The 21,907-nt window shown below is 69.9% G+C and carries 22 protein-coding genes; 14 read left to right on the plus strand and 8 right to left on the minus strand.

Features of this window, described 5'->3' with window-relative positions; genetic code table 11:
- The first annotated feature begins 60 nt into the window (after positions 1-60).
- Entirely contained in the window at positions 61-2,016 is a 1,956-nt protein-coding gene (locus ABIE44_RS12050; protein ID WP_209717522.1) for a CASTOR/POLLUX-related putative ion channel, read from the plus strand.
- 34 nt (positions 2,017-2,050) lie between these two features.
- Positions 2,051-2,731 (plus strand): hypothetical protein, encoded by a 681-nt coding sequence (locus tag ABIE44_RS12055; protein WP_209717519.1) that lies wholly within the window; start codon positions 2,051-2,053, stop codon positions 2,729-2,731.
- Here ABIE44_RS12055 and ABIE44_RS12060 read toward each other — a convergent pair whose 3' ends face one another.
- Together ABIE44_RS12060 and ABIE44_RS12065 are read right to left on the minus strand one after the other, a co-directional pair.
- Positions 2,732-3,355, minus strand: a complete 624-nt coding sequence (locus ABIE44_RS12060) for an alpha-ketoglutarate-dependent dioxygenase AlkB (RefSeq protein ID WP_209717516.1) — start codon at positions 3,353-3,355, stop codon at positions 2,732-2,734.
- 37 nt (positions 3,356-3,392) lie between these two features.
- Positions 3,393-4,706 carry an MFS transporter gene (locus tag ABIE44_RS12065; RefSeq protein WP_209717513.1) on the minus strand — a complete coding sequence of 438 codons (1,314 nt, stop codon included), beginning with the start codon at positions 4,704-4,706 and terminating at the stop codon, positions 3,393-3,395.
- Positions 4,707-4,871: 165 nt separating this feature from the next.
- On the opposite strand from ABIE44_RS12065, the gene ABIE44_RS12070 reads away from it, so the two are divergent.
- Positions 4,872-5,615, plus strand: coding sequence for a GntR family transcriptional regulator (locus ABIE44_RS12070; RefSeq protein ID WP_354438034.1), 744 nt, complete (start codon positions 4,872-4,874; stop codon positions 5,613-5,615).
- Positions 5,616-5,635: 20 nt separating this feature from the next.
- On the opposite strand, the gene ABIE44_RS12075 is transcribed toward ABIE44_RS12070, so the two are convergent.
- A complete protein-coding gene (locus ABIE44_RS12075) occupies positions 5,636-5,977 on the minus strand; it encodes a DUF8819 family protein (protein ID WP_502912734.1) in 342 nt (113 codons plus the stop codon).
- A gap of 10 nt (positions 5,978-5,987) precedes the next feature.
- Here ABIE44_RS12075 and ABIE44_RS12080 point away from each other — a divergent pair, with 10 nt between their 5' ends.
- A complete protein-coding gene (locus tag ABIE44_RS12080; protein WP_209717507.1) occupies positions 5,988-6,728 on the plus strand; it encodes a copper homeostasis protein CutC in 741 nt (246 codons plus the stop codon).
- Between the two features lie 108 nt (positions 6,729-6,836).
- Positions 6,837-8,474, plus strand: coding sequence for an alpha/beta hydrolase (locus ABIE44_RS12085; RefSeq protein ID WP_209717504.1), 1,638 nt, complete (start codon positions 6,837-6,839; stop codon positions 8,472-8,474).
- Positions 8,475-8,649: 175 nt separating this feature from the next.
- On the opposite strand, the gene ABIE44_RS12090 is transcribed toward ABIE44_RS12085, so the two are convergent.
- From ABIE44_RS12090 to ABIE44_RS12100, 3 genes are read right to left on the minus strand one after another with little or no spacing between them, the layout of a single operon-like run.
- A complete protein-coding gene (locus tag ABIE44_RS12090; RefSeq protein WP_209717501.1) occupies positions 8,650-10,305 on the minus strand; it encodes a DNA repair helicase XPB in 1,656 nt (551 codons plus the stop codon).
- 31 nt (positions 10,306-10,336) lie between these two features.
- Positions 10,337-12,070, minus strand: coding sequence for a helicase-associated domain-containing protein (locus tag ABIE44_RS12095; RefSeq protein WP_354438035.1), 1,734 nt, complete (start codon positions 12,068-12,070; stop codon positions 10,337-10,339).
- Complete coding sequence (locus ABIE44_RS12100) at positions 12,063-12,539, minus strand: hypothetical protein (protein WP_354438036.1); 477 nt, start codon at positions 12,537-12,539, stop codon at positions 12,063-12,065. The genes ABIE44_RS12095 and ABIE44_RS12100 overlap by 8 nt, the downstream gene beginning before the upstream one ends.
- Positions 12,540-12,637: 98 nt before the next feature.
- Between ABIE44_RS12100 and ABIE44_RS12105 the strand changes: the two genes are divergently transcribed.
- The 4 genes from ABIE44_RS12105 (at position 12,638) to ABIE44_RS12120 (ending at position 16,011) form a co-directional block, all read left to right on the plus strand.
- Entirely contained in the window at positions 12,638-13,576 is a 939-nt protein-coding gene (locus ABIE44_RS12105; protein ID WP_209717496.1) for an ATP-binding cassette domain-containing protein, read from the plus strand.
- Entirely contained in the window at positions 13,573-14,382 is an 810-nt protein-coding gene (locus ABIE44_RS12110; protein WP_209717494.1) for an ABC transporter permease, read from the plus strand. The genes ABIE44_RS12105 and ABIE44_RS12110 overlap by 4 nt, the downstream gene beginning before the upstream one ends.
- A 91-nt stretch (positions 14,383-14,473) precedes the next feature.
- Positions 14,474-14,869 (plus strand): cold-shock protein, encoded by a 396-nt coding sequence (locus ABIE44_RS12115; RefSeq protein WP_209717491.1) that lies wholly within the window; start codon positions 14,474-14,476, stop codon positions 14,867-14,869.
- Between the two features lie 143 nt (positions 14,870-15,012).
- Positions 15,013-16,011 (plus strand): hypothetical protein, encoded by a 999-nt coding sequence (locus ABIE44_RS12120; protein WP_209717488.1) that lies wholly within the window; start codon positions 15,013-15,015, stop codon positions 16,009-16,011.
- A 10-nt stretch (positions 16,012-16,021) separates the two neighbouring features.
- Here ABIE44_RS12120 and ABIE44_RS12125 read toward each other — a convergent pair whose 3' ends face one another.
- On the minus strand, positions 16,022-16,741 hold the full coding sequence (locus ABIE44_RS12125; RefSeq protein WP_354438037.1) for an MFS transporter: 720 nt from the start codon (positions 16,739-16,741) through the stop codon (positions 16,022-16,024).
- Positions 16,742-16,968: 227 nt separating this feature from the next.
- Between ABIE44_RS12125 and ABIE44_RS12130 the strand changes: the two genes are divergently transcribed.
- Positions 16,969-17,433 carry a hypothetical protein gene (locus tag ABIE44_RS12130; protein ID WP_354438038.1) on the plus strand — a complete coding sequence of 155 codons (465 nt, stop codon included), beginning with the start codon at positions 16,969-16,971 and terminating at the stop codon, positions 17,431-17,433.
- 51 nt (positions 17,434-17,484) lie between these two features.
- A complete protein-coding gene (locus ABIE44_RS12135) occupies positions 17,485-18,270 on the plus strand; it encodes a DUF3027 domain-containing protein (protein WP_354438039.1) in 786 nt (261 codons plus the stop codon).
- Here ABIE44_RS12135 and ABIE44_RS12140 read toward each other — a convergent pair.
- On the minus strand, positions 18,267-18,548 hold the full coding sequence (locus ABIE44_RS12140) for a DUF2530 domain-containing protein (protein WP_354438040.1): 282 nt from the start codon (positions 18,546-18,548) through the stop codon (positions 18,267-18,269). The two genes, ABIE44_RS12135 and ABIE44_RS12140, sit on opposite strands and share 4 nt — an antisense overlap.
- 78 nt (positions 18,549-18,626) lie before the next feature.
- On the opposite strand from ABIE44_RS12140, the gene ABIE44_RS12145 reads away from it, so the two are divergent.
- From ABIE44_RS12145 to ABIE44_RS12155, 3 genes are all read left to right on the plus strand, one after another.
- Positions 18,627-20,063 carry an NCS2 family permease gene (locus ABIE44_RS12145; RefSeq protein WP_354438041.1) on the plus strand — a complete coding sequence of 479 codons (1,437 nt, stop codon included), beginning with the start codon at positions 18,627-18,629 and terminating at the stop codon, positions 20,061-20,063.
- Positions 20,064-20,146: 83 nt separating this feature from the next.
- Complete coding sequence (locus ABIE44_RS12150) at positions 20,147-20,599, plus strand: MarR family winged helix-turn-helix transcriptional regulator (protein ID WP_354438042.1); 453 nt, start codon at positions 20,147-20,149, stop codon at positions 20,597-20,599.
- Positions 20,596-21,885: an MFS transporter gene (locus ABIE44_RS12155; protein WP_209717476.1), complete on the plus strand. Its 1,290-nt coding sequence runs from the start codon at positions 20,596-20,598 to the stop codon at positions 21,883-21,885. Before ABIE44_RS12150 ends, ABIE44_RS12155 begins: the two co-directional genes overlap by 4 nt.
- The last annotated feature ends 22 nt before the right edge of the window (positions 21,886-21,907 follow it).

The following is a 21,907-nucleotide window of genomic DNA, read 5'->3' on the forward strand; positions in this document are numbered from 1 at the left end:
GGGTCCTGCTTCTTTTCGTTCCGGCAACGCCTCTCGCGCGCCTGCGGGAGGATGCACCGCATGGGACAGACCGGACGTCAGATGCGGGCACGGACCAAGGGTGCGATCGGGGCCAGCTCCGGCCCGCGTCGCCAATCCGCGGCCAAGGTCGGTGGGGCTGAGCGCCTGCGCTACGCGTTCGACAACTCGATGGCCCGCGGTACGCCGGCGCTGGTCGCCTGGCTGGCTGCGGCGACGTTCGTCCTGATCCTGGTCTTCGGCACGATCGTCGCGCTGTTCAACATGCGCGACGACGATCCCGGGGCGCAGCACCAGGGCTTCTTCTGGGAGCTGTTCCAGGCACTCATGCACGCGTTGGACCCTGGCACGGTCGCCGGGGACAGCGGCACCTGGCGCTTCCTGCTGACGATGCTCGCGCTCACCCTTGCCGGCCTCTTCATCGTCAGCGCGCTCATCGGCATCATCGCTGCCGGGATCGACGCGAAGATCGCTGACCTGCAGCGTGGCCGCTCCCGGGTGATCGAGAGCGGGCACACCGTGATCCTCGGCTGGTCCGAGGCCGTCTACACGATCCTCGCCGAGCTCGCCGTCGCGAACGAGAGCGCCAAGAGCCCGGTGGTGGTGATCCTCGCCGACCGGGACAAGGTCGAGATGGAGGAGGACATCCGGGAGAAGCTTCCCGACCTCAAGGGAACCCGCGTGGTGTGCCGGTCCGGGTCGCCCATCGATCTCGGTGACCTCGCCCTGAGCAGCCCGGAGGCAGCGCGCTCGATCATCGTCCTGGGCTCCGGTGGTGACGACCCGGACAGCGAGGTCATCAAGACCCTGCTGGCGCTGACGCACAACAGCCAGGACGGCGCACCGATCGTCGCCGAGATCTCGGACCCCGAGAACCTCGGGACGGCACGGATGCTCGCCAAGGGCCGTGCGGTCATCGTCGACAAGCGCGGCACGGTCGCCCGACTGATCGTGCAGACCTCCCGGCAGTCCGGAGCCGCCGCGGTCTACACCGAGCTGTTCGACTTCGACGGCGACGAGATCTACTTCCACTCCGCGCACGGTGCTGGTGCCCGCGCTTACGGGGACGTGCTCAACGACATCGAGAACGTGGCCGTCATCGGCCTGCTCGACGCCGACGGCACCGCCGTGCTCAACCCGGCGATGGACACGGTCATCGGCGAGCAGGCGCTGATCGTGGTCGCCTCGGACGACTCCGCGCTGAACTCCCCGCCGGCGAGCTCGGCGGCCGTCGACGAGGGTGCGATCACCGCGGTCGAGGGCCGTGGTGAACAGCCCAGCCAGGCGCTGCTGCTCGGCTGGAACGAGCGCGCTTACACCGTCGTCCAGGAGCTCGACGCGTACGCCGAGCCCGGCTCGACCCTGACGATCCTCACCGAGATGGGGGAGCCGGTCCTGCCCGACCTGGCGAACCTGACGCCGACGATCGTGCGCGGCCGGACGACCGCGCGTTCGGTCCTCGACCAGTACGTCACCACCGACCTCGACCAGATCATCGTGCTCTGCTACTCCGACGACCTCGACGTCCAGCAGGCCGATGCGCGGACGCTGGTGACCCTGCTGCACGTGCGGGACATCGTCGGCGACGGCCCGGAGAGCCCGGCGGTCGTGAGCGAGCTCCTTGACGACCGGAACCGCGCACTGGCCGAGGTGGCTGCGGTGGACGACGTCATCGTGAGCGACAAGATCCTCAGCCTGATGCTCTCGCAGCTCTCCGAGGACCGTCGCCTCGAGCCGGTCTTCATCGACCTGCTCGACGCCGACGGTGCCGAGATCTACCTGCGACCGGCGGACTGGTACGTGCGGGCTGGCAGCACGGTCAGCTTCGCGACGATCGTCGAGGCTGCCCGGCGCCGTGGTGAGACCGCGTTCGGGTATCGAGCTGTCGACAGGATCGGTTCGGAGGTGAGCCCGTCGGGTGTCTTCGTCAACCCGGGCAAGGCAGAGACCTTCACGATCTCGGCGGAGGACCGCGTCGTGGTCCTCGCCGAGGACTGACGCACTCCAGCACGATCCGGCCTAGGCTTCAGCCATGTCTCGACCCCTCCGGTACCCGTCCCTCGCGCTCCTGGTCGCGCTGGTGCTCAGCGCCCTCCTGATGGCTCCGTCCGCCAATGCGGCGACGACGCGCTCGATCACGATCGCGGCGAACCCGACCGCTGCGCTCGCCGGCAGCAAGATCACCATCTCCGGCAAGGTGACGAAGACGCCCCAGGGCGCCAACGTCAAGATCCAGCGGAAGGTCGGCAAGAAGTGGAAGACGGTCACCACCGTCAAGGCCAAGAGCGCCGGGAAGTACTCCGGAAAGGTGACGTTGAAATCGACGCCGGGCTACTACAAGTACCGCGCCGTGGCGACCGCGTTCGAGGGGCTGAAGAAGGCGAGGTCGAAGAGCGTGACGGTCGCTGCGCTGCGCAAGACCTCGTTCTTCAAAGTGAGCAACAACGACTTCCTCATGCAGTCCACTGGTTCGGGCAACCCGGGCTCGGCCGACGGCAGTCTGAGCAAGCCGTTCACCGTCGGCGCCAAGGTCGTCCTGCAGCGCAAGGACGCCGGTGTCTGGACGACGATCAGCACGGGCAAGATCGCCGCCAACGGCACCTTCCACCTGCCGTTCCCGAACGCCAAGAGTGGCGAGCACCGGGTCTACGTGTCCCGGCAGGGCCTCAACGCCGGGGTGATGTCGAAGGTCGAGTCGTTCGTCTTCGTCTGATCAGAAGACGTTGCGCGGCCGGAACTGAACGCTCACCCGCGGACCGACCGGTCGCGAGGTCTTCGGCACCGCGTGCTCCCAGGTCCGCTGGCAGGAGCCGCCCATCACGATCAGGTCGCCGTGCCCCAGGGCGTGGCTGAGCTCGGTCGGACCCCCGCGCGGGCGCAGCAGCAGCTTGCGCGGGCTGCCCAGCGAGACGATCGCGACCATGGTGTCGTGACTGCGGCCGCGACCGATGTTGTCGCCGTGCCAGGCGACCGAGTCCTGGCCGTCGCGGTAGTAGCAGCAACCGGCGGTCACGAACGGTTCCCCGAGCTCGTCGGCGTACCGGGCGCTGAGGGCGTCCCTGGCCTCGGTGAGCACGGGGTCGGGCAGCGGGTCCCCGATGCCGTAGGTGTGCACCAGGCGGGGGACGTCGACAACTCGGTCGTACATCTCGCGGCTCTCGGCGCGCCACGGGATCGCCTCGACCAGACGCTCGAAGACCTCGTCGGCGCCGGCGAGCCAGCCGGGGAGCACGTCCACCCAGGCACCGTGGCTGAGGTGGGTGCGCGTCAGTCCGGCCAGGTCGGCGAGCGCGGGCTCCGTCTCCCCGAACAGGCTGGGTTGGAACGCGAGGGTCATGGCACGAGCATAGCCCAGATATCGAACACATGTTCGATCAGACGGACGTGTCGGTGACCACCGGCTCGGTGGCAGGGACGGTGCCGTTGGCGACGTCGTCCAGCTGCGGTTCCAGCCGGGCGACTGCGAGCCACGCCGTCAGGCCGCAACCGAGGACGAGCAGACCCAGGTACTCCAGGTGCAGCCGCTGGTCGATGAGGAACCCAGCCACGACCGGCCCCAGGATCGAGGCGCACTGGAACGAACCGGCCGTCAGCGCGTTGTAGCGCCCGCGCAGGTGGTCGGGTGCGAGGTCGTTCACGATCGCCGGCATCGTCGGTTGCAGCAGGGTCTCGCCGAGCGCGAAGACGGACGCGCACGCGGCGACGAAAAGGGTGGCGGACACGGTGCCCGGGGCGATGCCGCTCGCGCCGAGCAAGCCCCACGAGGTCGCCCAGAGCGCCGACATCGCGACGATCACCCGCGTACGCCGCTTGCCGTCGATGCGCTGCAGGACCAGCAGCTGGAGCAGCACGATGACCAGGGTGTTCGCGGCGAACGCGAAGCCGAGGCCGCGCGTCGAGACGTCGCTGATCGCGCGCGAGTACGCCGGCATCCCCGCGTTGAGCTGCGAGTAGCCGACGAACGCCGAGACGAAGGTGAGCACGGTCAGCGTCCCCATCGCCGGTGCCTTGAGCACCTGCAGGTAGCTGACCTTGGCGCCGTCGTTCCCGCTCCCGGATCCGGGGGAGGCGGCCGGCTTCCCGATGTGCCGGAGCGGGAACAGGATGAGGAACAGGCTGGGCAGGTAGCTCATCGCGTCGCCGAGGTACATCCACTGGAAGGTGATCAGCCGGTCGACGTCGGCGACGAAACCGCCGATGATCCCGCCGATCCCGATGCCGAGGTTCAGCAGCGAGAAGTTGATGCCGAAGTAGCGGGCCCGGATCGGCGACGGGACCACGGTGGCCACCAGGGCCTGCGAGGTCGGCCAGCCCATGCCGAACCCGGCGCCGATGATCGAGACCGCGACGGTGGTCGTCACCAGGTCGTCGGCGAACGCGACCAGCGTCTGCCCGACGATCGCGGAGACCAGCACCAGGATCATCGCGACCCGCGCGCCGGCCCGGTCGATGAGGGTTCCGGTCGGTGCAGCGGCGACGACCCCGGCAGCGGACATCACGGCGAGCAGGATGCCGACCACGTCGAGGGAGTAGCCGCGCATCTCGTGCAGGTAGACCACCCAGAACGGAAGTACCAGGCCGGTGCCGATGAACTCGAACGCCACGACCGAGAGCAGCAGCTTCCCCTCGCGCGGCAGGTCGTGCCAGAACGATGCGATCGTGGGGCGGGAGGTGGTGGGCGAGGTCATCGGGTTCGAGTCTGTCACCGGGAACCGACGTGATGCATCCGGATAATCGCGTCCGGATTGCCCCGATGGCGGCCGATGCTCTCAAAACAACTTCCAACTGGCCTAGTCATCGCTAGGGTGGCGACGGAGCGGGGGCTCTGCGAGGGAATTTGAGGGGAGCGCGTCTTGGCTGAGCACGGCATTCCGGCCACCCAACGTGGTCGCAAGCACCTGCTCGTGCGCGAGTACGTCCGCTCCCTCATCGTCGACGCCGAGCCCGGCAGTCCGGCCCCGTCCGAGCGCGACCTGGTCGAGCAGTTCGGTGTCGCCCGGATGACCGTGCGGCACGCTCTCGACGGCCTGGTCGCCCAGGGCCTCCTCGAGCGGATCCCCGGTCGCGGCACGTTCGTCACCAAGCCGCTCATCGACATGCAGATGCGGCTGTCCTCCTTCTCCGAGGAGATGGAGCGCCGTGGCAAGGTGCCGGAGTCCAAGACACTGCTCGCCCGCCGCGAGACCGCCGGTCCCGGTCTGGCGCGTGCGCTGGAGACCGAGGTCGGCTCACCGATCGTGCACTGGGAGCGGCTGCGACTGGCTGACGGCCAGCCGATCGCCATCCAGCACGTGTACCTGTCGCTGGACACGTTCCCGCGGTTCCTCGACGAGGCACTGCCGTCAAGCCTGTACTACCTCTTCGCCGACCGCGACCTGATGCCGACCTGGGGCGAGGACTCTGTGGTCGCCGTGGTCGCCGCGGTCGCCACGGAGGACGAGGCCGAGGCGCTCGAGCTCGAGCCCGGTGCTCCCGTGCTGCACATCTCTCGGCGCTCGTTCTGCCGCGAGGTCGCGGTCGAGGTCACCCGCAGCATCTACCGCGCCGACCGCTACACCCTCTGGGTACCTGTTCTACGCCCCGAACACCTCCGCTGACGCTCACGCGCCAGCAACTGCTACAACGACCCCACAGGCGCCACCACGATGCCTGCCTCCTCGCAGACCCACGTCGGGTCGGGTCCGCCGAGGTCGGGGTCGACGTGCAGCGCGTGGGTGCTGTCCTCGCACGCGGGGCACAGCGGCCAGCGTCCTGATCGCTCCAGCAGGCCGTCCTGCACGTCCTGGGCGACCAGCCCTGCGACGAACTGGTGGCCGCCCGGCCACTGCTCCACCCACCACGCGCGGTGGGCGACCGACTCCTCCAGCAGGGAGACGGTCTCGGGGTCGGCCACGCCGGTTGCTTCGAGGTCGTGCAACACGAGTGCGCGTGCGCTCACGATCGGGTCTTCGAATGCCACGATGGCCATTGTGTCCCCCCACTCCGAATCCGCGCCCCTGCTCGAGGTCGCGGTCCTGCATCCGCGCGACGCCCAGGCGGCCACGGCAGGGGAGGCCGACCGGCTCCTGCTGATGGTCGAACCCGAGCGCGGCGGCCGCTCGCCCGAGCCTGCGGCCGTGTCCGCAGTGCTCCGCGAGACCGACCTCCCAGTCCGCGTGCTGCTGCAGACCGGGGACGCGCCGACCCTCGAGTCCAACCCGTACGCCGAGCTGGTCTCACTCGCGCGCCGGTACCGCGAGCTCGGGGCCGAGGGGGTCTCGTTCGGGTTCCTCGATCGCGAGAACGAGATCGACCGGGAGTCCTGCCAGGCGTTGGCCAACGACCTCGCGGGCATTCCGTGGACCTTCCACCGTGCCTTCGATGCCGCGTTCGAACCCCGTCGTGCCTGGCGCGACGTGGTCGGACTGCCCGGACTCGACGCGGTCGCCTCGGCCGGATCGAGCCGGGGGCTGGCGTTCGGTGCCGACGAGCTCATCGGCCGGGTCGGATCTTCGCCGCGCCTGGCCGCGCTGCTGCTGGCCTCGGGTGACCTCCGACCCGACCACGTGCCGTGGTTGGTCCGCGCCGGCGTACGTCAGTTCGCGGTGTCCCAGGAGGTCCGCCCGGACGGCTCCTGGACCAAGTCGTACGTCGACCCCGGCGCCGTACGGTCCTGGAGGCTGTTGCTCGACGACGCCCACCAGCGGGCGCTCGGCGTCCCCGTGGACTGAGGTCCCGCGTTTCGGTTCGACGTCGGGAGGTCACAATCCTCCCGATCCGGTGGACATCCCGCCTGCGGCGGGACATCGTGATCCGGGTACATCGGGAAAGGAACTCGTGTGAAGCGTGTCGTCGCTGCTCTGGCAGCTGTTGTCCTGGTCGGTTCGTTGGCCGGACTCACCAACGTCGCAGCAGCCTCCGACCAGGTGAAGGCGGGCCCGGCGTTCACGCCGACCGTGGCCGCCTGGAAGAACTGCGGTGACCTGCAGTGCTCGACCCTCACCGTCCCGATGGACTACGCCCACCCGGACAACGGCAAGACCGTGAAGCTGGCGATCACCCGCCTCGCGGCCGACCCGCTCGCCGGCGCCTACGCCGGCATCATGGTGGTGAACCCGGGTGGTCCCGGTGGTGCCGGAACGCCGTACCCGGTGCTCCGCGAGTACGTTCCGGGCACGGCCGCCAAGCGCTACGACTGGATCGGCTTCGACCCGCGTGGTGTGGGAGCCAGCACGCCGGCGCTGCACTGCAACGCGAACTACTTCGGCAACAACCGGCCGAACTTCGTCCCGAAGACCAAGAAGCTCAAGGCGTACTGGTTCAAGAAGACGGCGGGTTACGCCACCGCGTGCTCGAAGAGCACGGCCAAGGACCTGCTGCCCTTCATGACCACCCGCGACAGCGCGCGTGACATGGAGACGTTGCGCCAGGCGCTGCACGACGCAGCACCGGCGCTGAATAAGCCGGCGGTCGAGAAGTTCAACTTCTACGGCTTCTCCTACGGCACCTACCTCGGCGCCGTCTACGCCACTCTCTACCCGTCCAAGGTCGGCCGCTTCGTCCTCGACGGCGTCGTCGACCCGGCGCGCTACTGGTACGGCTCGAACTTCGACCAGAGCAAGGCGTTCGACAAGAACATCAACATCTTCTTCCGGTGGATGGCCAAGCACGACAAGGTCTTCCACCTCGGTAAGAACGGCAGCAAGATCCGGGCCGGCTACAACAAGCTGCTCAAGAAGCTCGACAAGCACCCGAAGGCCGGCGGCAGGCTCGGCCCCGACGAGCTCACCGACGCGATGCTCTCAGCGGGCTACTACGTCTACGACTGGGCGAGCATCGGCTCGGCGTACTCCAAGCTCGTGCGCAAGGGCCAGGGCTACCCGCTCTACTCGATGTACCGCTCGGGCAACCAGGGTGCGGACAACGACAACGGGTACGCCGTGTACCTCGGCGTCCAGTGCACCGACCAGCGCCGCCCGAGCAAGGGCAAGCAGGTCAAGGACACCTGGAGGGTGCACAAGAAGGCACCGTTCCTGGCGTGGGACAACACCTGGTACAACATGCCGTGCCTGACCTGGCGTGCCCCCTCGCGAGGCAAGGTCCCGATCACCGGCGCGGGTCTCGGGGCCACGAAGATCCTGCTGATCAGCGAGACCAAGGATGCGGCCACGCCGTACTCCGGTGCCCTGAACCTGCGCAACATCTTCAAGGGCTCTGCGCTGATCGCCGGCGTGGGTGGCACCACCCACGCGGGTTCGCTCAGCGGCGTGGCGTGCGTCGACAACCGGATCGCGAGCTACCTGGCCACGGGTGCGCTGCCGACGCGTCAGTCGGGTCGCCGTTCCGACCTGAATTGCCCTGCTGTCCCGCGGCCGCCGGCCTCGAGCGCAGGACGCTCGACCGCCAAGGTCTCGACCGGGGTGCCCACGGGCCTGCGTGCGCTGCTCACCGGCACCCAGCGGATCTCGCTGGGCTGAGGATCGTCGCCGCCTCAAGCCGGCAGGTCCACGGGGACCTGCCGGCCTGACACGGCTACTGTGCGGCTGACGGCACGCACGCTGGCTGCGTTGTCGTCGGTCGGCGGCCAAACCCGGGCCGCCTCCGTCCTCCGCCTTGCCCCCGCACGCCCCGTCAACCGCTCGTGACGCCGCCTCAGGCCGGAAGGTCCCCGGCATCCACGATCCGGTAGGCGTACCCCTGCTCGGCGAGGAACCGCTGCCGGTTCTGAGCGAAGTCCGCGTCGACCGTGTCGCGCGAGACGATGGTGTAGAACCGGGCCGTCTTGCCGTCGGCCTTCGGTCGCAGCAGCCGGCCGAGGCGCTGGGCCTCCTCCTGCCGTGAGCCGAACGACCCGCTGACCTGGATCGCAACGGCGGCTTCGGGGAGGTCGACGGAGAAGTTGGCGACCTTCGAGACCACCAGCAGGTTGATGTCGCCGGAGCGGAACCCGGCGAACAGCTCCTCGCGTTCCTTCACGCTCGTCTCGCCCTTGATGACCGGTGCCCCCAGGTGCTCGCCGAGCTCGTCGAGCTGGTCGAGGTACTGCCCGATCACCAGGGTCTGCTCGCCCTCGTGCTGGGCGACCAGCTGTTCGGCGACCCGGGTCTTGCTGAACGTCGTGCTCGCCAGCCGGTAGCGCTCGTCGGGCTCAGCGGTGGCGTAGGCCAACCGTTCGCCCTCCGGTAGCGTCACCCGGACCTCGACGCAGTCCGCGGGGGCGATCCAGCCCTGCGCCTCGATGTCCTTCCACGGTGCGTCGAACCGCTTGGGTCCGATCAGGCTGAAGACGTCTCCCTCGCGGCCGTCCTCGCGGATCAGCGTCGCGGTCAGACCGATCCGGCGACGCGCCTGGAGGTCGGCGGTCATCCGGAAGATGGGCGCCGGCAGCAGGTGCACCTCGTCGTAGACGACCAGGCCCCAGTCGCGGGCGTCGAGCAGCTCGAGGTGCGGGTACACGCCCTTCCGGCGCAGGGTGAGCACCTGGTACGTCGCGATCGTGACCGGTCTGATCTCCTTGACCGCTCCCGAGTACTCGCCGATCTCGTCCTCGGTCAGGCTGGTCCGCTTGAGCAGCTCGGACTTCCACTGCCGGGCGCTGACGGTGTTGGTCACCAGGATCAGCGTGGTCGCCTGCGCGTGCGCCATGGCTGCAGCACCGACGATCGTCTTGCCGGCCCCGCAGGGCAGCACGACGACTCCCGAGCCCCCGTGCCAGAACGACTCCGCCGCCTGCTTCTGGTAGTCGCGGAGCTCCCACCCGTCCTCGGTGAGTGCGATCGCGTGCGCCTCGCCGTCGACGTACCCGGCGAAGTCCTCCGCGGGCCAACCCAGCTTGAGCAGCGCCTGCTTGAGGTTGCCACGCTGGCTCGGGTGCACCGCGATGGTTCCCTCGGAGCCGGGCAGGTCGTCGATCTGCTCGCCCAGCATCCCAGCGACCTTCTTGCTGCGGATCACCTCGGTGAAGACAGCCTTGTCGGTGGTGGCCAGGACGAGTCCGTGGGTCGGGTGCTTCTCCAGCCGCAACCGGCCGTAGCGGTCCATGGTGTCGGCGATGTCGACCAGCAGCGCGTGCGGGACGGCGTACCGGCTGTACTTGAGGAGGGCGTCGATGACCTGTTCGGCGTCGTGCCCGGCGGCCCGCGCGTTCCACAGTCCCAGCGGGGTGAGCCGGTAGGTGTGGACGTGCTCGGGGGAGCGCTCGAGCTCGGCGAACGGGGCGATCGCGCGGCGGGCCTCGCCGGCGAGCTCGTGGTCGACCTCGAGCAGCACGGTCTTGTCCGACTGGACGATCAGGGGGCCGTCGTTCACGCGTTCCTCCGGTGCTGGTGAGTGGTTCGGGTCATCGGCGGCGTACCTCGCTGATCCGGTGGATGGCGAACGAGCGCACCTCGTCGTTGCGCTCGTCGTACGCCGAGAGCTGGCCGCCGCCGACCTCGAGCGGTCGCACGACGCGTTCCACCGACGTGCCGTGGTTGTCCAGGTAGCCGATCCAGACCTCGGTACGTGCCTCGGCGGCCTCGCGCAGTGCTGACATCACGTCGGCCGGTGACTTGGCAGCGGCTCGGGCCGGGCGTTCCGCGGCTGCTCGGTCACCGGCACGCAGGGCGGAGATCACCGCGGTCGTGCGCGCGGCCAGCCGTGCCTCCGAGAGCCCTGCCGACGGAGCCGGACGTGGGGTGCGGGAGCGGTGCTCGTCGGGGCGCGCGACCCGGACGGTGCCGTCGGCGGCCTCGACCACCGGAGCGGCGCCGAGCTCGCGCAGCCGGGGGAGCAGCACCTGCAGCGGGACGTCGGAGACGATCACCGTGGGGGCGATCCGACGCAGCCGCAGCGAGGCGGCCTCGGCGTGGTGCATCAGCTCGGTCAGTGCGGTCTCGTCGTCGCTGCGCAGGAACGACTCCGCAACCCCGAGGCGCAGGGTGCCGAACCGGCGAGCGACGTCGTCCACGAGGTAGTCCAGGGCCTGAGGCACCGGGGTGCGGGAGGACGCGGCGAGGAAGTCCTTCACCTCCAGCGTCGACCAGCCGGAGTCGAAGGCCCGACGCACGGAGTCCACGCTGAACCGGTACGTCGTGGCACCGCCCCGGGACTCCACGTCGGCCAGCAGGCCGAGCCGCCGGGCGAAGTCCTGCTCCAACGGTCCGGGCGCGACCGCGGTCAGGTCGGCCTGGATGAGGACGTGGTCGACCGGAGCGGGGAGCAGGCCGACCAGGGGCGTACGGGCGTCCTCGCGCTGCAGAAGCGCCCGGCCGAACGAGCTGAGGCCGCCGAGCCCGAGAAGTCCGATCGCCGAGGCCTCGTCGAGGATCGTGGCGACCAGCTCGAGGCGCGTCTCCGGCCGTCGCGGGAAGCTCCAGCGCAGCCGGTCGACCAGGGTGCCGGTCCCGGTCCCGGCAGCGAGCACATGCCCGGGAGCGAGGTCGAGCAGCGCGGCCAGCGTGGAGTGCCGGTCGCCGACCAGCCACCCGCGCTCCAGCCCGGGAGAGAGCGCGTTGATCGGCCGGTCCCCGTCGCGTCCGCCGATGGCGGAGACCAGACGGTTGTTCTCGGTCCACGCCCGCGCCAGGGCGAGCCACCGATCGGCGGTGGGCTGGGCTGCCCAGACGTCGTAGGCATCGGTCGGTTGCCACGCGGCGTCGAGGTCGTCGTTCATCCCCACGGCGAGCAGGCTCGCCGCAGCCGCGGTCTCCACCACCAACGCCGCGGTCGCAAGGTCGGCGTGCACCAGGTCGGCGACGGCGCGCAGGTCGCGGACGCCGAGTCCGCCGGTGCGCAGACCGGCCGGCGGTTTCGTGCTCCACGTCTCGAGCAGCATCTCGGTGCGTCGGGTGAACTCGAAAGCAGCACCCGCCGCCGCCCGGTCCACCAGGCTCGCGTCCCGCGTGCTCGTCGCGAGCTCGGGCGGGAGGTCGAGCGACTCGCGGGTCGATCGCCCGCCTCGCAGGTGCAGCCGCACCGACCACGGCACCACGACGTGCCGGTCGTCGCGTGCCTGGAGCAGACCGCGGGACATCAGGTGCTCGGTCGGGGTGGACGCGTCGGCGGGACGCACGACGCGCCGGGCGTCAGTCACGGTCCCCGCCGCTTCCGTCTCGTCCAGGTGGTCCAGGATCGTTCGGGCCCGGTCGTCGATCTCGCCGAGGCTCTGCACGACCTGGCTCGGCGTGGGACCGGGTGGGAGGCCGACGGCGTCGGCGACCACGGTCGTGGGTCGCCAGGCCTCCCTCGGTGCCCCAGATCAGGGCCAGCTCCCCGAGCCGGTCGAGCGCTCCTGCAACCGCCGCAGGGCTCGCGTTCACGACGGACTGGATGACGCTGGTCGGTGCGGGGCCGACCTGGACGACCGCGAGCAGGGTCTCGGCCTGGAGCCGGTTGAGCAGGTCGAGCGCACGAGCCACCGAGACCCGGACGACGGCTCGCGAGGCGAGCTGAGCGGAGTCCGTCGGCGCGGGCGCGGCCAGGTCGGGGCGGGCCTGGAGGAGCGCGGCGATCCGCTCGTCGGGCCAGCTGCGGAGCTGGTCGGCGAGGGTGCGCGGGGCCACGGACGAGGACCCTTCGTCTGGGCTCAGGACAGACATCCGGCCAATTCTACGGAGGTGGGTTTCGGATCCGGTAACCCGAGGACTGGCAGGCTGGTGCCATGGCAACGATCGCGGCCCGCGGGCTCGCCAAGTCCTACGCCGGGAAGCCGGCGGTGGTGGACCTGTCCTTCGACGTCGAGCCCGGCAGCGTCACCGGTTTCCTCGGTCCGAACGGGTCAGGCAAGTCCACGACGATGCGGCTGATGCTCGGCCTGGACAGAGGGGCCGGGAGCACCCGTTTCGACGGACAGGCCTTCACCGACCTCGAGCAGCCGATGCGCCAGGTCGGCGCCCTGCTCGAGGCCAAGCCCTTCCACCCCACCCGCACGGCGCGCAACCACCTGCGGATGCTCGCGGCCGCGAACGGGATCAGCGCGAAGCGGGTCGACGAGGTGCTGGCCGTCGTGGGGTTGACCGAGGTCGCCCGTTCGAAGCCGAAGAGCTTCTCGCTCGGCATGGGCCAGCGGCTCGGACTCGCTGCCGCGCTGCTCGGCGACCCGCACACGCTGATCCTCGACGAGCCTGCCAACGGCCTGGACCCCCAGGGCATCCAGTGGATGCGGGTCTTCCTCCAGGGTCTCGCTGCCGAGGGACGCAGCGTCTTCGTCTCCAGCCACCTGCTCTCGGAGATGGCCCTGATGGCCGATCACCTGGTCGTGATCGGTCGAGGAGCCCTCATCGCCACCGGCCCGATCGCCGACTTCGTCAGCAGCTCGCGGCAGAACGCGATCATCGTCCGGACGCCCGACGGATCCACGCTGGCGCCGCTGCTGGTCGCCGCGGGCGCGGCCGTCACTCCGGGCGAGGACGGCTCCCTGGTCGTCACGGGCGTCGAGATCGCCACCGTCGGCGACGTGGCGTTCGAGCACGGCATCCGGCTGCACGAGCTCAGCCCGCGGGTCGCGACGCTGGAGGAGGCGTTCCTCGAACGCACCGCGGGTTCCGAGGAGTTCCAGGCGCTCGGTCGCCCCACGGCACCCGGAGGTGGTGCTCGATGAGGGACGCCCTGGCCTACGAGTGGGTGCGGATCCGGACGCTGCGGTCGACCTGGTGGCTCTCGGGTCTCGCTGTGTTCCTCGGGGTCGGCATCTCGACGCTGTTCTCGTGGGGGATCCACCACGACTTCACCACCAGCGGGGTCAACGCGGACGACCTCGACGGACTCGGTCCGATCGTCACGACGCAGCTTGCGGCCAGCGGCCTCATCCCCAGCGTCATCTGCTTCGTCCTGGCGATCATCGGGATCTTCGCGTGGGGCCACGAGTACCGGCACGGCATGGTCCGCGCCTCGCTGACCGCGCTGAACTCGCGGGCCCACCTGTGGCTCGCGAAGTTCCTCGTGGTCGGCGCCTGGGTGGCGGTCGTCGCCGTCGTGACCTTGGTTCTCTCGGGCGTGGTCGGCACGATCTTCCTGCACGAGTACGTGCACGTGCTGAGCTCGCGGACCTGGGAGGCGATCGGCCAGCAGCTCGTCTACCTGGTGGTGCTCACCTGGCTGGCGATGGCGTTCACCTCGGTCACCCGCTCGCAGGCGTTCGCCCTGGTCTCGATCTTCTTGTGGCCGTTCCTGATCGAGAACCTGCTGCTCGTCTTCTTCCGGCTGGTACCGGGCCTGCGGGACAACACCGAGCTGCTGCGGTTCCGGCCGTTCGACGCCGGTGCGCACCTCGTCGACGTGCTCAGCGACCCGGTCGGCACCTGGGGTGACCCGCTCAGCGCCCTCGGTGGTTTCCTCGTGTTCGGGGGCGTCTCGGCTGCGGTGATGGTGGCGTCCTTCGTGCTGTTCACCCGTCGCGACGCCTGAGCGCCCGCTCCCTGATCAACCGGGTCGCCACGGCCGCGCGGGGCCACGTACTCTGTGCCTTCGCATTCGACGCAAGAGAAAGGCCGAGCTGGTGCCCACCGGAAAGGTCAAGTGGTACGACGCCGAGAAGGGTTTCGGGTTCCTCTCGCGCGAGGACGGGGACGACGTGTACGTCCGGTCGTCCTCGCTTCCCGAAGGGATCACGACCCTCAAGGCGGGAACCCGCGTCGAGTTCGGCATCCTCTCCGGCCGCAAGGGTGAGCAGGCCCACCAGGTCCGCGTGCTCGACGCGCCGGCGTCGGTCTCCAAGGCGCAGGGCAAGGCTCAGCGCCGCAAGCCCGAGGACATGGTCAGCATCGTCGAGGACGTGATCAAGCTCCTCGAGGGGGTCGAGGAGGCCTACCGGCACGGCCGGCACCCCGACGGCAAGGTCGCCGCGCCGACCGCCAAGCTCTTGCGCGCGCTCGCGGACGAGCTGGCGCTGTAACCTCTCGCGTACCTAGGAAAGGTGCGTGGATGCTGCTCTCCTGCGTCAGCTGCGGGGCCCCGTTCGAGGACGACAGTGCTTTCTGTGCTGCCTGCGGGCTCGCCCGCAGTGCCTCGCTGCCCCCGGGGGCCTCGGTTCCTGCAGTGACCCCGCGGGTCGTCGAGGTCGCGCCGGTCTCGCGGGAGAGCATCTTCGCCGACGTCCCGCCCCTGGTCCCGGAGCCGGCTGAGGAGCCGGAGCCGGAGTCAGAGCCAGAGCCTTCCCCCGAGCCGGAGCCCTACCCCGAGCCTGAGCCCGAGAGCGAGCGGGAGCCGGAGCCCGAGGCAGAACCTGCGCCGAACCCCGAGCCCGAGCTGCCGGTGTACGACGCCTGGCCGCCGGTGGCCGATGCCGAGCCGGTCGCCGCGTACGACGCCCCGCCAGCTCCGGACGAACCGGCCGAGGAGGAGACCTTCCCGGCCGACGACGCGACCTGGGTGGGCGCGCTCCCGTACGAGCCCCCGAACCCGGTGTGGACCGAACCGCCGCCGCCGGGTCCCGAGGACCTGTTTGAGGGCGACGGGTCCGAGGAGGACCGTCGGCCGCCGTTCGGCGCGTTCGACATCGTGCTCACGCTGCTGGGAGGTGCGGTGGCGTTCGCGCTCGCCTACCTGGTGCACGCCGACATCGACCGGATCCAGACCTGGCTGAACGGAGGCACCTGCTGCGAGTACACCCTGCGCAACCTCGCCGCCGTCCTCGCGTACGCCGCGCCCCTCGCCGTCGCGGCGCTGGCGGCAGCGTGGTCGCGGATCCCGGCGACGGGGTTCTTCGTCGCACTGCTCGCCGAGCTCCCCTACGTCCTGTTCGGGAACTTCGACACCGAGCTCAACTGGACGATCGTCTTCACCCTCGGCGGGTTCGTCCTGGCCGACCTGATCCTGCTGCGCGCCCGCCGATCCGTGGGCATCGGTCTGCTGGTGGGGCTCGTCGCCGGGGCCGGACGAGCTGCCGAGGCTGCCGTCGACGCGAACCGTCAGGACCTCTGGACGCTGCTCGGCAACAACACCTGGCTCTCGGCCAAGCAGCTCGTCATCCCTGCAGTGGTCATCCTGGTCGCCGGGATCGCCGGCGGCGTCGCCGCGGCACTGCGCCGTCGCTGACCAGTTCGGTTCAGACCTGGTCGACCGCCGGGGACGGGTGCGCCCGGGTCGGCCGCCGGTTCGCCAGGACGAACAAGGTCCAGCTGATGATCAGTGCGGCCAGCACGATCAACCCGACGACGGGGTGGTCCGAGGGCAGCGCCACCCCGGCGATGCCGCCGAAGACCCAGGACAGCTGCAGCACCGTCTCCGAGCGCGCGAACGCCGACGTCCGGTAGTTCTCCGGGACGTCGCGCTGGATGGTCGCGTCGAGCGCGAGCTTGCCCATCGCGGCGGCGATACCGATGGTCAGGCCGAAGGCGACCGCCACCGCGAGGCTGTAGAACAGGGCGGCGCAGACCGTGGCCGCGACGTCCGCGATCAGGCCGGCCACCACGACCACGGCCGGGTTCAGGCGGCGCAGCACCGAGGACAGCCCGAGCCCGATGATGTTGCCGAGGCTGGCCGCGCCGATCACCAGACCGAGCAACCAGGTGGTGCTGTGGTTCCAGTTCTCGAACGGGTGCTGGGTGAGCACGAAGGCGAAGAAGATCGTCAGGAAGCCGGACAGGAAGCGCAGGCCGACGTTGCACCGCAGCGCGAAGACGATCGAGGACGGCAGGCGGAACTTGGCCCGACGCCCGACCGGCTGCTCGCCGGCGCTGGCGTCGGCCTCGGCGGGCAGCAGGATGGCCAGGATGGTGGCGCCGACGAACACGACGAACGCGTACCCGCAGCGACCACTGGGCACCGGCGGTCGCGGCCAGGCCGGCCATCGGCGCGGAGACCGCGCCGCCGATCACGCCGGCCAACGAGATCCGGCTGTTGGCCTTGACGAGGGTGAGCTCAGGGGGCTTGAGGCGCGGGACCGTCGCGGGCCTGGCGATCGCGTAGGCCTTCGAGGCGATCAGGCAGCCGAGCGCTGTCGGGTAGAGCGCGTTGGAGTCCGAGGAGACCGCGTCGGCCATCATCCAGCACATGAAGGCGCGGAACGTCATGGTGAAGCCGATCGCCCACCGCCGGCCGTGGCTGAACCGGTCGAGGAACGGTCCCAGCAGGGGAGCGAGCACCGAGAACGGCACCATCGTCAGGACCAGGAACAGCAGCACCGGCCCCTTGGCCCCGCCCGGGTCGGCGAAGAAGATCGTGCCCGCCAGCGAGATCGCCACCGCCGCGTCGCCGGCCGCGTTGAAGGAGTGCAGCTCGATCAGGCGGGAGAGCCCGGAGTCCCCGGCGCCCTCGGCGCGCGCTGCTCGTCGGGCCAGCCGGACGGCCGCGGCTGCTCCGCGCCCGGCTCCGCGTCCGGCTGCGAGCACGCCGCGCGTACCCGCGGTGACACCGCGGCCGGCAGCGTCAGCCACCCGGTCCCCGCGCCGCTCCCCGCCAGCGTCGCTGACCTCCGGCTCCGACTCCATGGTCCCCATCCTGCCAAGACCTGCCTGACAATGCGGGGTCGGGGAGACATCGGACGGGGAGATGGGGGAGAATCCTCCGGTGATCACCACCGAGGAACTCGCCGGCGCCGCAGTCGCCGCCGCCCGGACCGCCCTGCTCGAGCAGGTCGGGGAGGCTTTCGTCGGCGACCACGACCAGAGCGTGGCCGAGGACAGCGGCGTGTTCACCCACTACTTCGGCTGCACCCAGCCCGGCTATCCCGGCTGGCGCTGGGCCGTCACCGTCGCCCAACCCGAGGGCCAGGACGCGCCCACGATCGACGAGGTCGTGCTGCTCCCGGGTGACGACGCGATCACCGCGCCGGCGTGGATCCCGTGGCGCGAGCGGATCAAGCCCGGCGACCTCTCGCCCGGCGACCTGCTCCCGGCCGACGAGGACGACCCGCGCCTCGCTCCGACGTACCTGACCGGGGACCCGGGGGACTGGACGCCCGCGGAGGCCAAGGACGCTGCCGCGGAGCGCGCCGGGATCAAGGCCGTCGCCGACGAGCTCGGCCTCGGCCGGGCCCGGGTGCTCTCGATTGAGGGTCGCGACAGCGCCGCGCAGCGCTGGTACGACGGCGAGCAGGGGCCGGACGTTCCGCTCGCCCAGTCGGCGCCGGCACAGTGCTACTCCTGCGGGTTCCTGGTCCAGCTGGCCGGACCGCTCTCGCGCGGGTTCGGGGTCTGCGCGAACGAGTTCGCCAACGACGACGGTCGCGTCGTCGCGCACAAGCACGGGTGCGGAGCGCACTCCGAGGCTCAGCTGCGCAAGAAGCAGCTCCCGCCGCCGCTGCCGGACCCGGTGTTCGACACCGTCAGCCGCAGCGACCTCGAGGACTTCTAAGCAGGGTCTTCGGTGGACTGCCGCGCCGCACGGCGCCTCCGGCAGTAGTCCCAGCCGACGAGGCCGAGTCCGAAGCCGGCCACGCAGGTCCACAACCACCACAGGTGGCCGTCGGCCTTGAGGCGTCCCGAGAACGGGATCAGCATGACGAAGGCGACCGCCCAGAGGATGGTCCCGACCGCGAGCGTGCGCACACCGTCGACGTCGAGCGGGTCGACGTCCGCGACGATGTACGTGCGGTTGCCGATCTCGTGGACGACGGGCTGTTCCTCGGGCACGGGCTCACTGTAACGGCCGTGTGAATTACTCGGACACCCCCGTGTTCAATCGCCGTTCACTCTGGAAGGCTGCGGCCCGTGGACAACTTCTTCAAGATCACAGAGCGCGGCTCGACCGTAGGTCGGGAAGTCCGCGGAGGCATCGTCACGTTCTTCACGATGGCCTACATCATCGTGCTGAATCCCCTGATCATCGGAACGGTGGCCGACGTCGACGGCAAGTTCCTCGGCGGGGGTGACAAACCGAACCTCGCCGCCGTCGCGGCAGCCACGGCGCTGGTCGCGGGTGTCATCACGATCCTCATGGGTGTCGTGGCCAACTTCCCCCTGGCGCTGGCTACCGGCCTCGGGCTGAACGCCTTCGTGGCCTACTCGGTCGCCTCCGAGATGACCTGGGCCGACGCGATGGGTCTCGTGGTGATGGAGGGCGTCCTGATCCTGGTCCTGGTGCTGACCGGCTTCCGAGAAGCGGTTTTCCACGCGGTGCCGAAGGAGCTGAAGATCGCGATCTCCGTCGGTATCGGCCTCTTCATCGCGCTCATCGGTTTCGTCGACGCAGGCTTCGTACGTCGTACGGGTGCGGGTCCGGTCCCGGTACAGCTGGGCCAGGACGGCAACCTCTCCGGCTGGCCCGTGCTTGTCTTCGCCGTCGGGGTGCTGCTCGTGATCGCCCTCTGGGTCAGGAAGGTCAAGGGCGCGATCCTCATCTCGATCGTCGCCACCACCGTGATCGCGCTCGTCGTCGAGAAGATCGGTGACATCGGCCCGTCGTTCATCGCGCCGGACAAGGTCAACCCCGACGGGTGGAACCTCAACGTTCCGAAGTGGCCCGGTTTCGGCAACCTCTTCGAGTCGCCGCACTTCGACACCCTCGGCGACTTCAACCTGCTCGACTCGTGGGACAAGGCCGGCGTGGTCACCGTCCTGCTCCTGATCTTCACGCTGATGCTCGCGGACTTCTTCGACACGATGGGCACGATGACCGCGATCGGCGCGGAGGCCGACCTCCTGGACGAGGACGGCGTCCCGCCGAACACCCAGAAGATCCTCATCGTCGACTCGATCGCCGCGGCTGCCGGTGGTGCGGCGGGTGTTTCGTCGAACACGTCCTACATCGAGTCGGCCTCCGGCGTCGGGGAAGGGGCGCGCACCGGTCTGGCCTCGGTGGTGACCGGCTTGCTGTTCCTGCTGTCGATCTTCGCCGCGCCGCTGGTCGACATCATTCCGAGCGAGGCGGCCGTACCGGCCCTGATCCTCGTCGGCTTCCTGATGATGCAGCAGATCAAGGGCATCGACTTCGACGACCTGGAGATCGCCATCCCGGCGTTCCTCACGATCGCGCTGATGCCGTTCACGTACTCGATCACGGTGGGCATCGGCGCCGGGTTCCTGGCGTACGTGCTGATCAAGATCGTCCGGGGCAAGGTGGGCGAGATCCACGCCCTGCTCTGGGTGATCGCGGGCCTGTTCGCCGTCTACTTCGCGATCGACCCGATCACGCGCTGGCTGACCTGATCGCCTCGTAGGCCCTCCTCGTTCGCGGGGAGGGCCTTCTGCTGCCGGAATAGTTAGCAGAGGTAATGAGTTATGCTCACGACATGACTCCCACCGTTCAGAGCGCCGCGCGCACGGACAGCGGCCTGGCCAGCGAGCTGAGGCTCGGCGTGGTCCGGTTGGCCCGGCGTCTGCGCAGCGAGCGCGACCCGGCCAACCCGCTGAGCGTCGCGCAAATCAGCGTGCTCGGCGTCCTGCGTCGCAGCGGCGAGATCACTCTGGGGGAGCTGGCCGCGCACGAGCGGGTGCAGCCGCCCTCGATGACCCGGACCGTGAATGCGCTGGTTGCTGACGGGTACGTCGTGCGTCGGTCCTCCGAGAACGACGGCCGCCTCGTCCTGCTGGACCTGTCGGACAAGGGTCGCCAGACACTGCTGGCCGACCGCAAGCGTCGCGACGCCTGGCTCGCCCGCCGGCTCGCGGACCTGAATCCCGAAGAACGCGACCTGCTTCGCCAGGTCGCCCCACTGATCGAAAGGCTGGCGACGACTGAGTGAGTCCCACGTTCCGCGCGCTCCGCATCCGTAACTACCGCCTGTACGCCCTGGGCGGCGTGGTCTCCAACACGGGCACCTGGATGCAGCGCGTGGCCCAGGACTGGCTCGTGCTGACCCTGCACCACGGCAGCGCGGCCGAGGCGAGCACCGCGCTCGGCATCACCACCGCGCTGCAGTTCCTCCCGATCCTGCTGCTCTCGCCGTACGCCGGACTGGTCGCCGACCGGATGCCCAAGCGTCAGCTGCTCCAGCTGACCCAGGCCTGGATGGGCACCACCGCTCTGGTGCTGGCGGTCCTCGCCCTGACCGGTGTGGTCGAGCCGTGGATGGTGTTCGCGTTGGCGTTCTCCTTCGGTGCCGGCGCGGCGTTCGACGCACCGGCACGCCAGTCCTTCGTCAGCGAGATGGTCGGCGCCGACGACCTGGCCAACGCCGTCAGCCTGAACTCGGCCTCGTTCAACCTCGGCCGGATGGTCGGGCCGGCGCTGTCCGGTTTCCTGATCGCGCTGCTCGGCTCGGGCGTCCGCGCCACCGGCGTGGTGATCGCACTCAACGGCCTCAGCTACCTGGCGGTGATCAGCGCGCTGCGGCTGATGCGGGCCGGCGAGCTCAGCCCGGTCGAGCGCGCACCCCGCGGCAAGCGGATGATCCGCGAGGGTGTGCGGTACGTGCGCAACCGGCAGGACCTCATGATGATCCTGTTCGCAGCGTTCTTCGCCGGCACCTTCGGGATGAACTTCCAGATGACCTCGGCCCTGATGGCCACCCAGGTCTTCGACAAGGGTTCGGGGGAGTACGGGCTGCTCGGCACCACCCTCGCGGTCGGGTCACTGACCGCCGCCCTGCTCGGCGCACGTCGCGCGGCCCGTCCCCGGCCGCACTGGGTGATCCTCGCCGGACTGGCCTTCGGCACGGTCGAGATCATCCTCGGCCTGATGCCGACCTACCTGACCTTCGCCCTCCTCACTCCGTTGCTCGGGCTCAGCCTGCTGACGATGCTCAACGCAGCGAACACGACCGTGCAGCTCAGCGTCGACCCGGCCATGCGCGGCCGGGTGATGGCGCTCTACATGATGGTGGTGATGGGCGGGACCCCGTTCGGCGCTCCGATCGTCGGCTGGGTCGGCGCGACCTTCGGGGCCCGCTGGACCCTGATCGGCGGCGGTGCGATGTCGTTGCTCGGGATCCTGCTCGCGGTGGCCCTGTTCGGTGCCTCGACCAGTCCGCTGCGCTGGCGGCGCGGTGCGGTCGTGGAGACGCAGTCCGACCCGGCTCTGGCCGCGTGAATAGACTGGCAGGGTGAACCCC

The sequence above is a fragment of the Marmoricola sp. OAE513 genome, from assembly GCF_040546585.1.
GTDB lineage: Bacteria > Actinomycetota > Actinomycetes > Propionibacteriales > Nocardioidaceae > Marmoricola.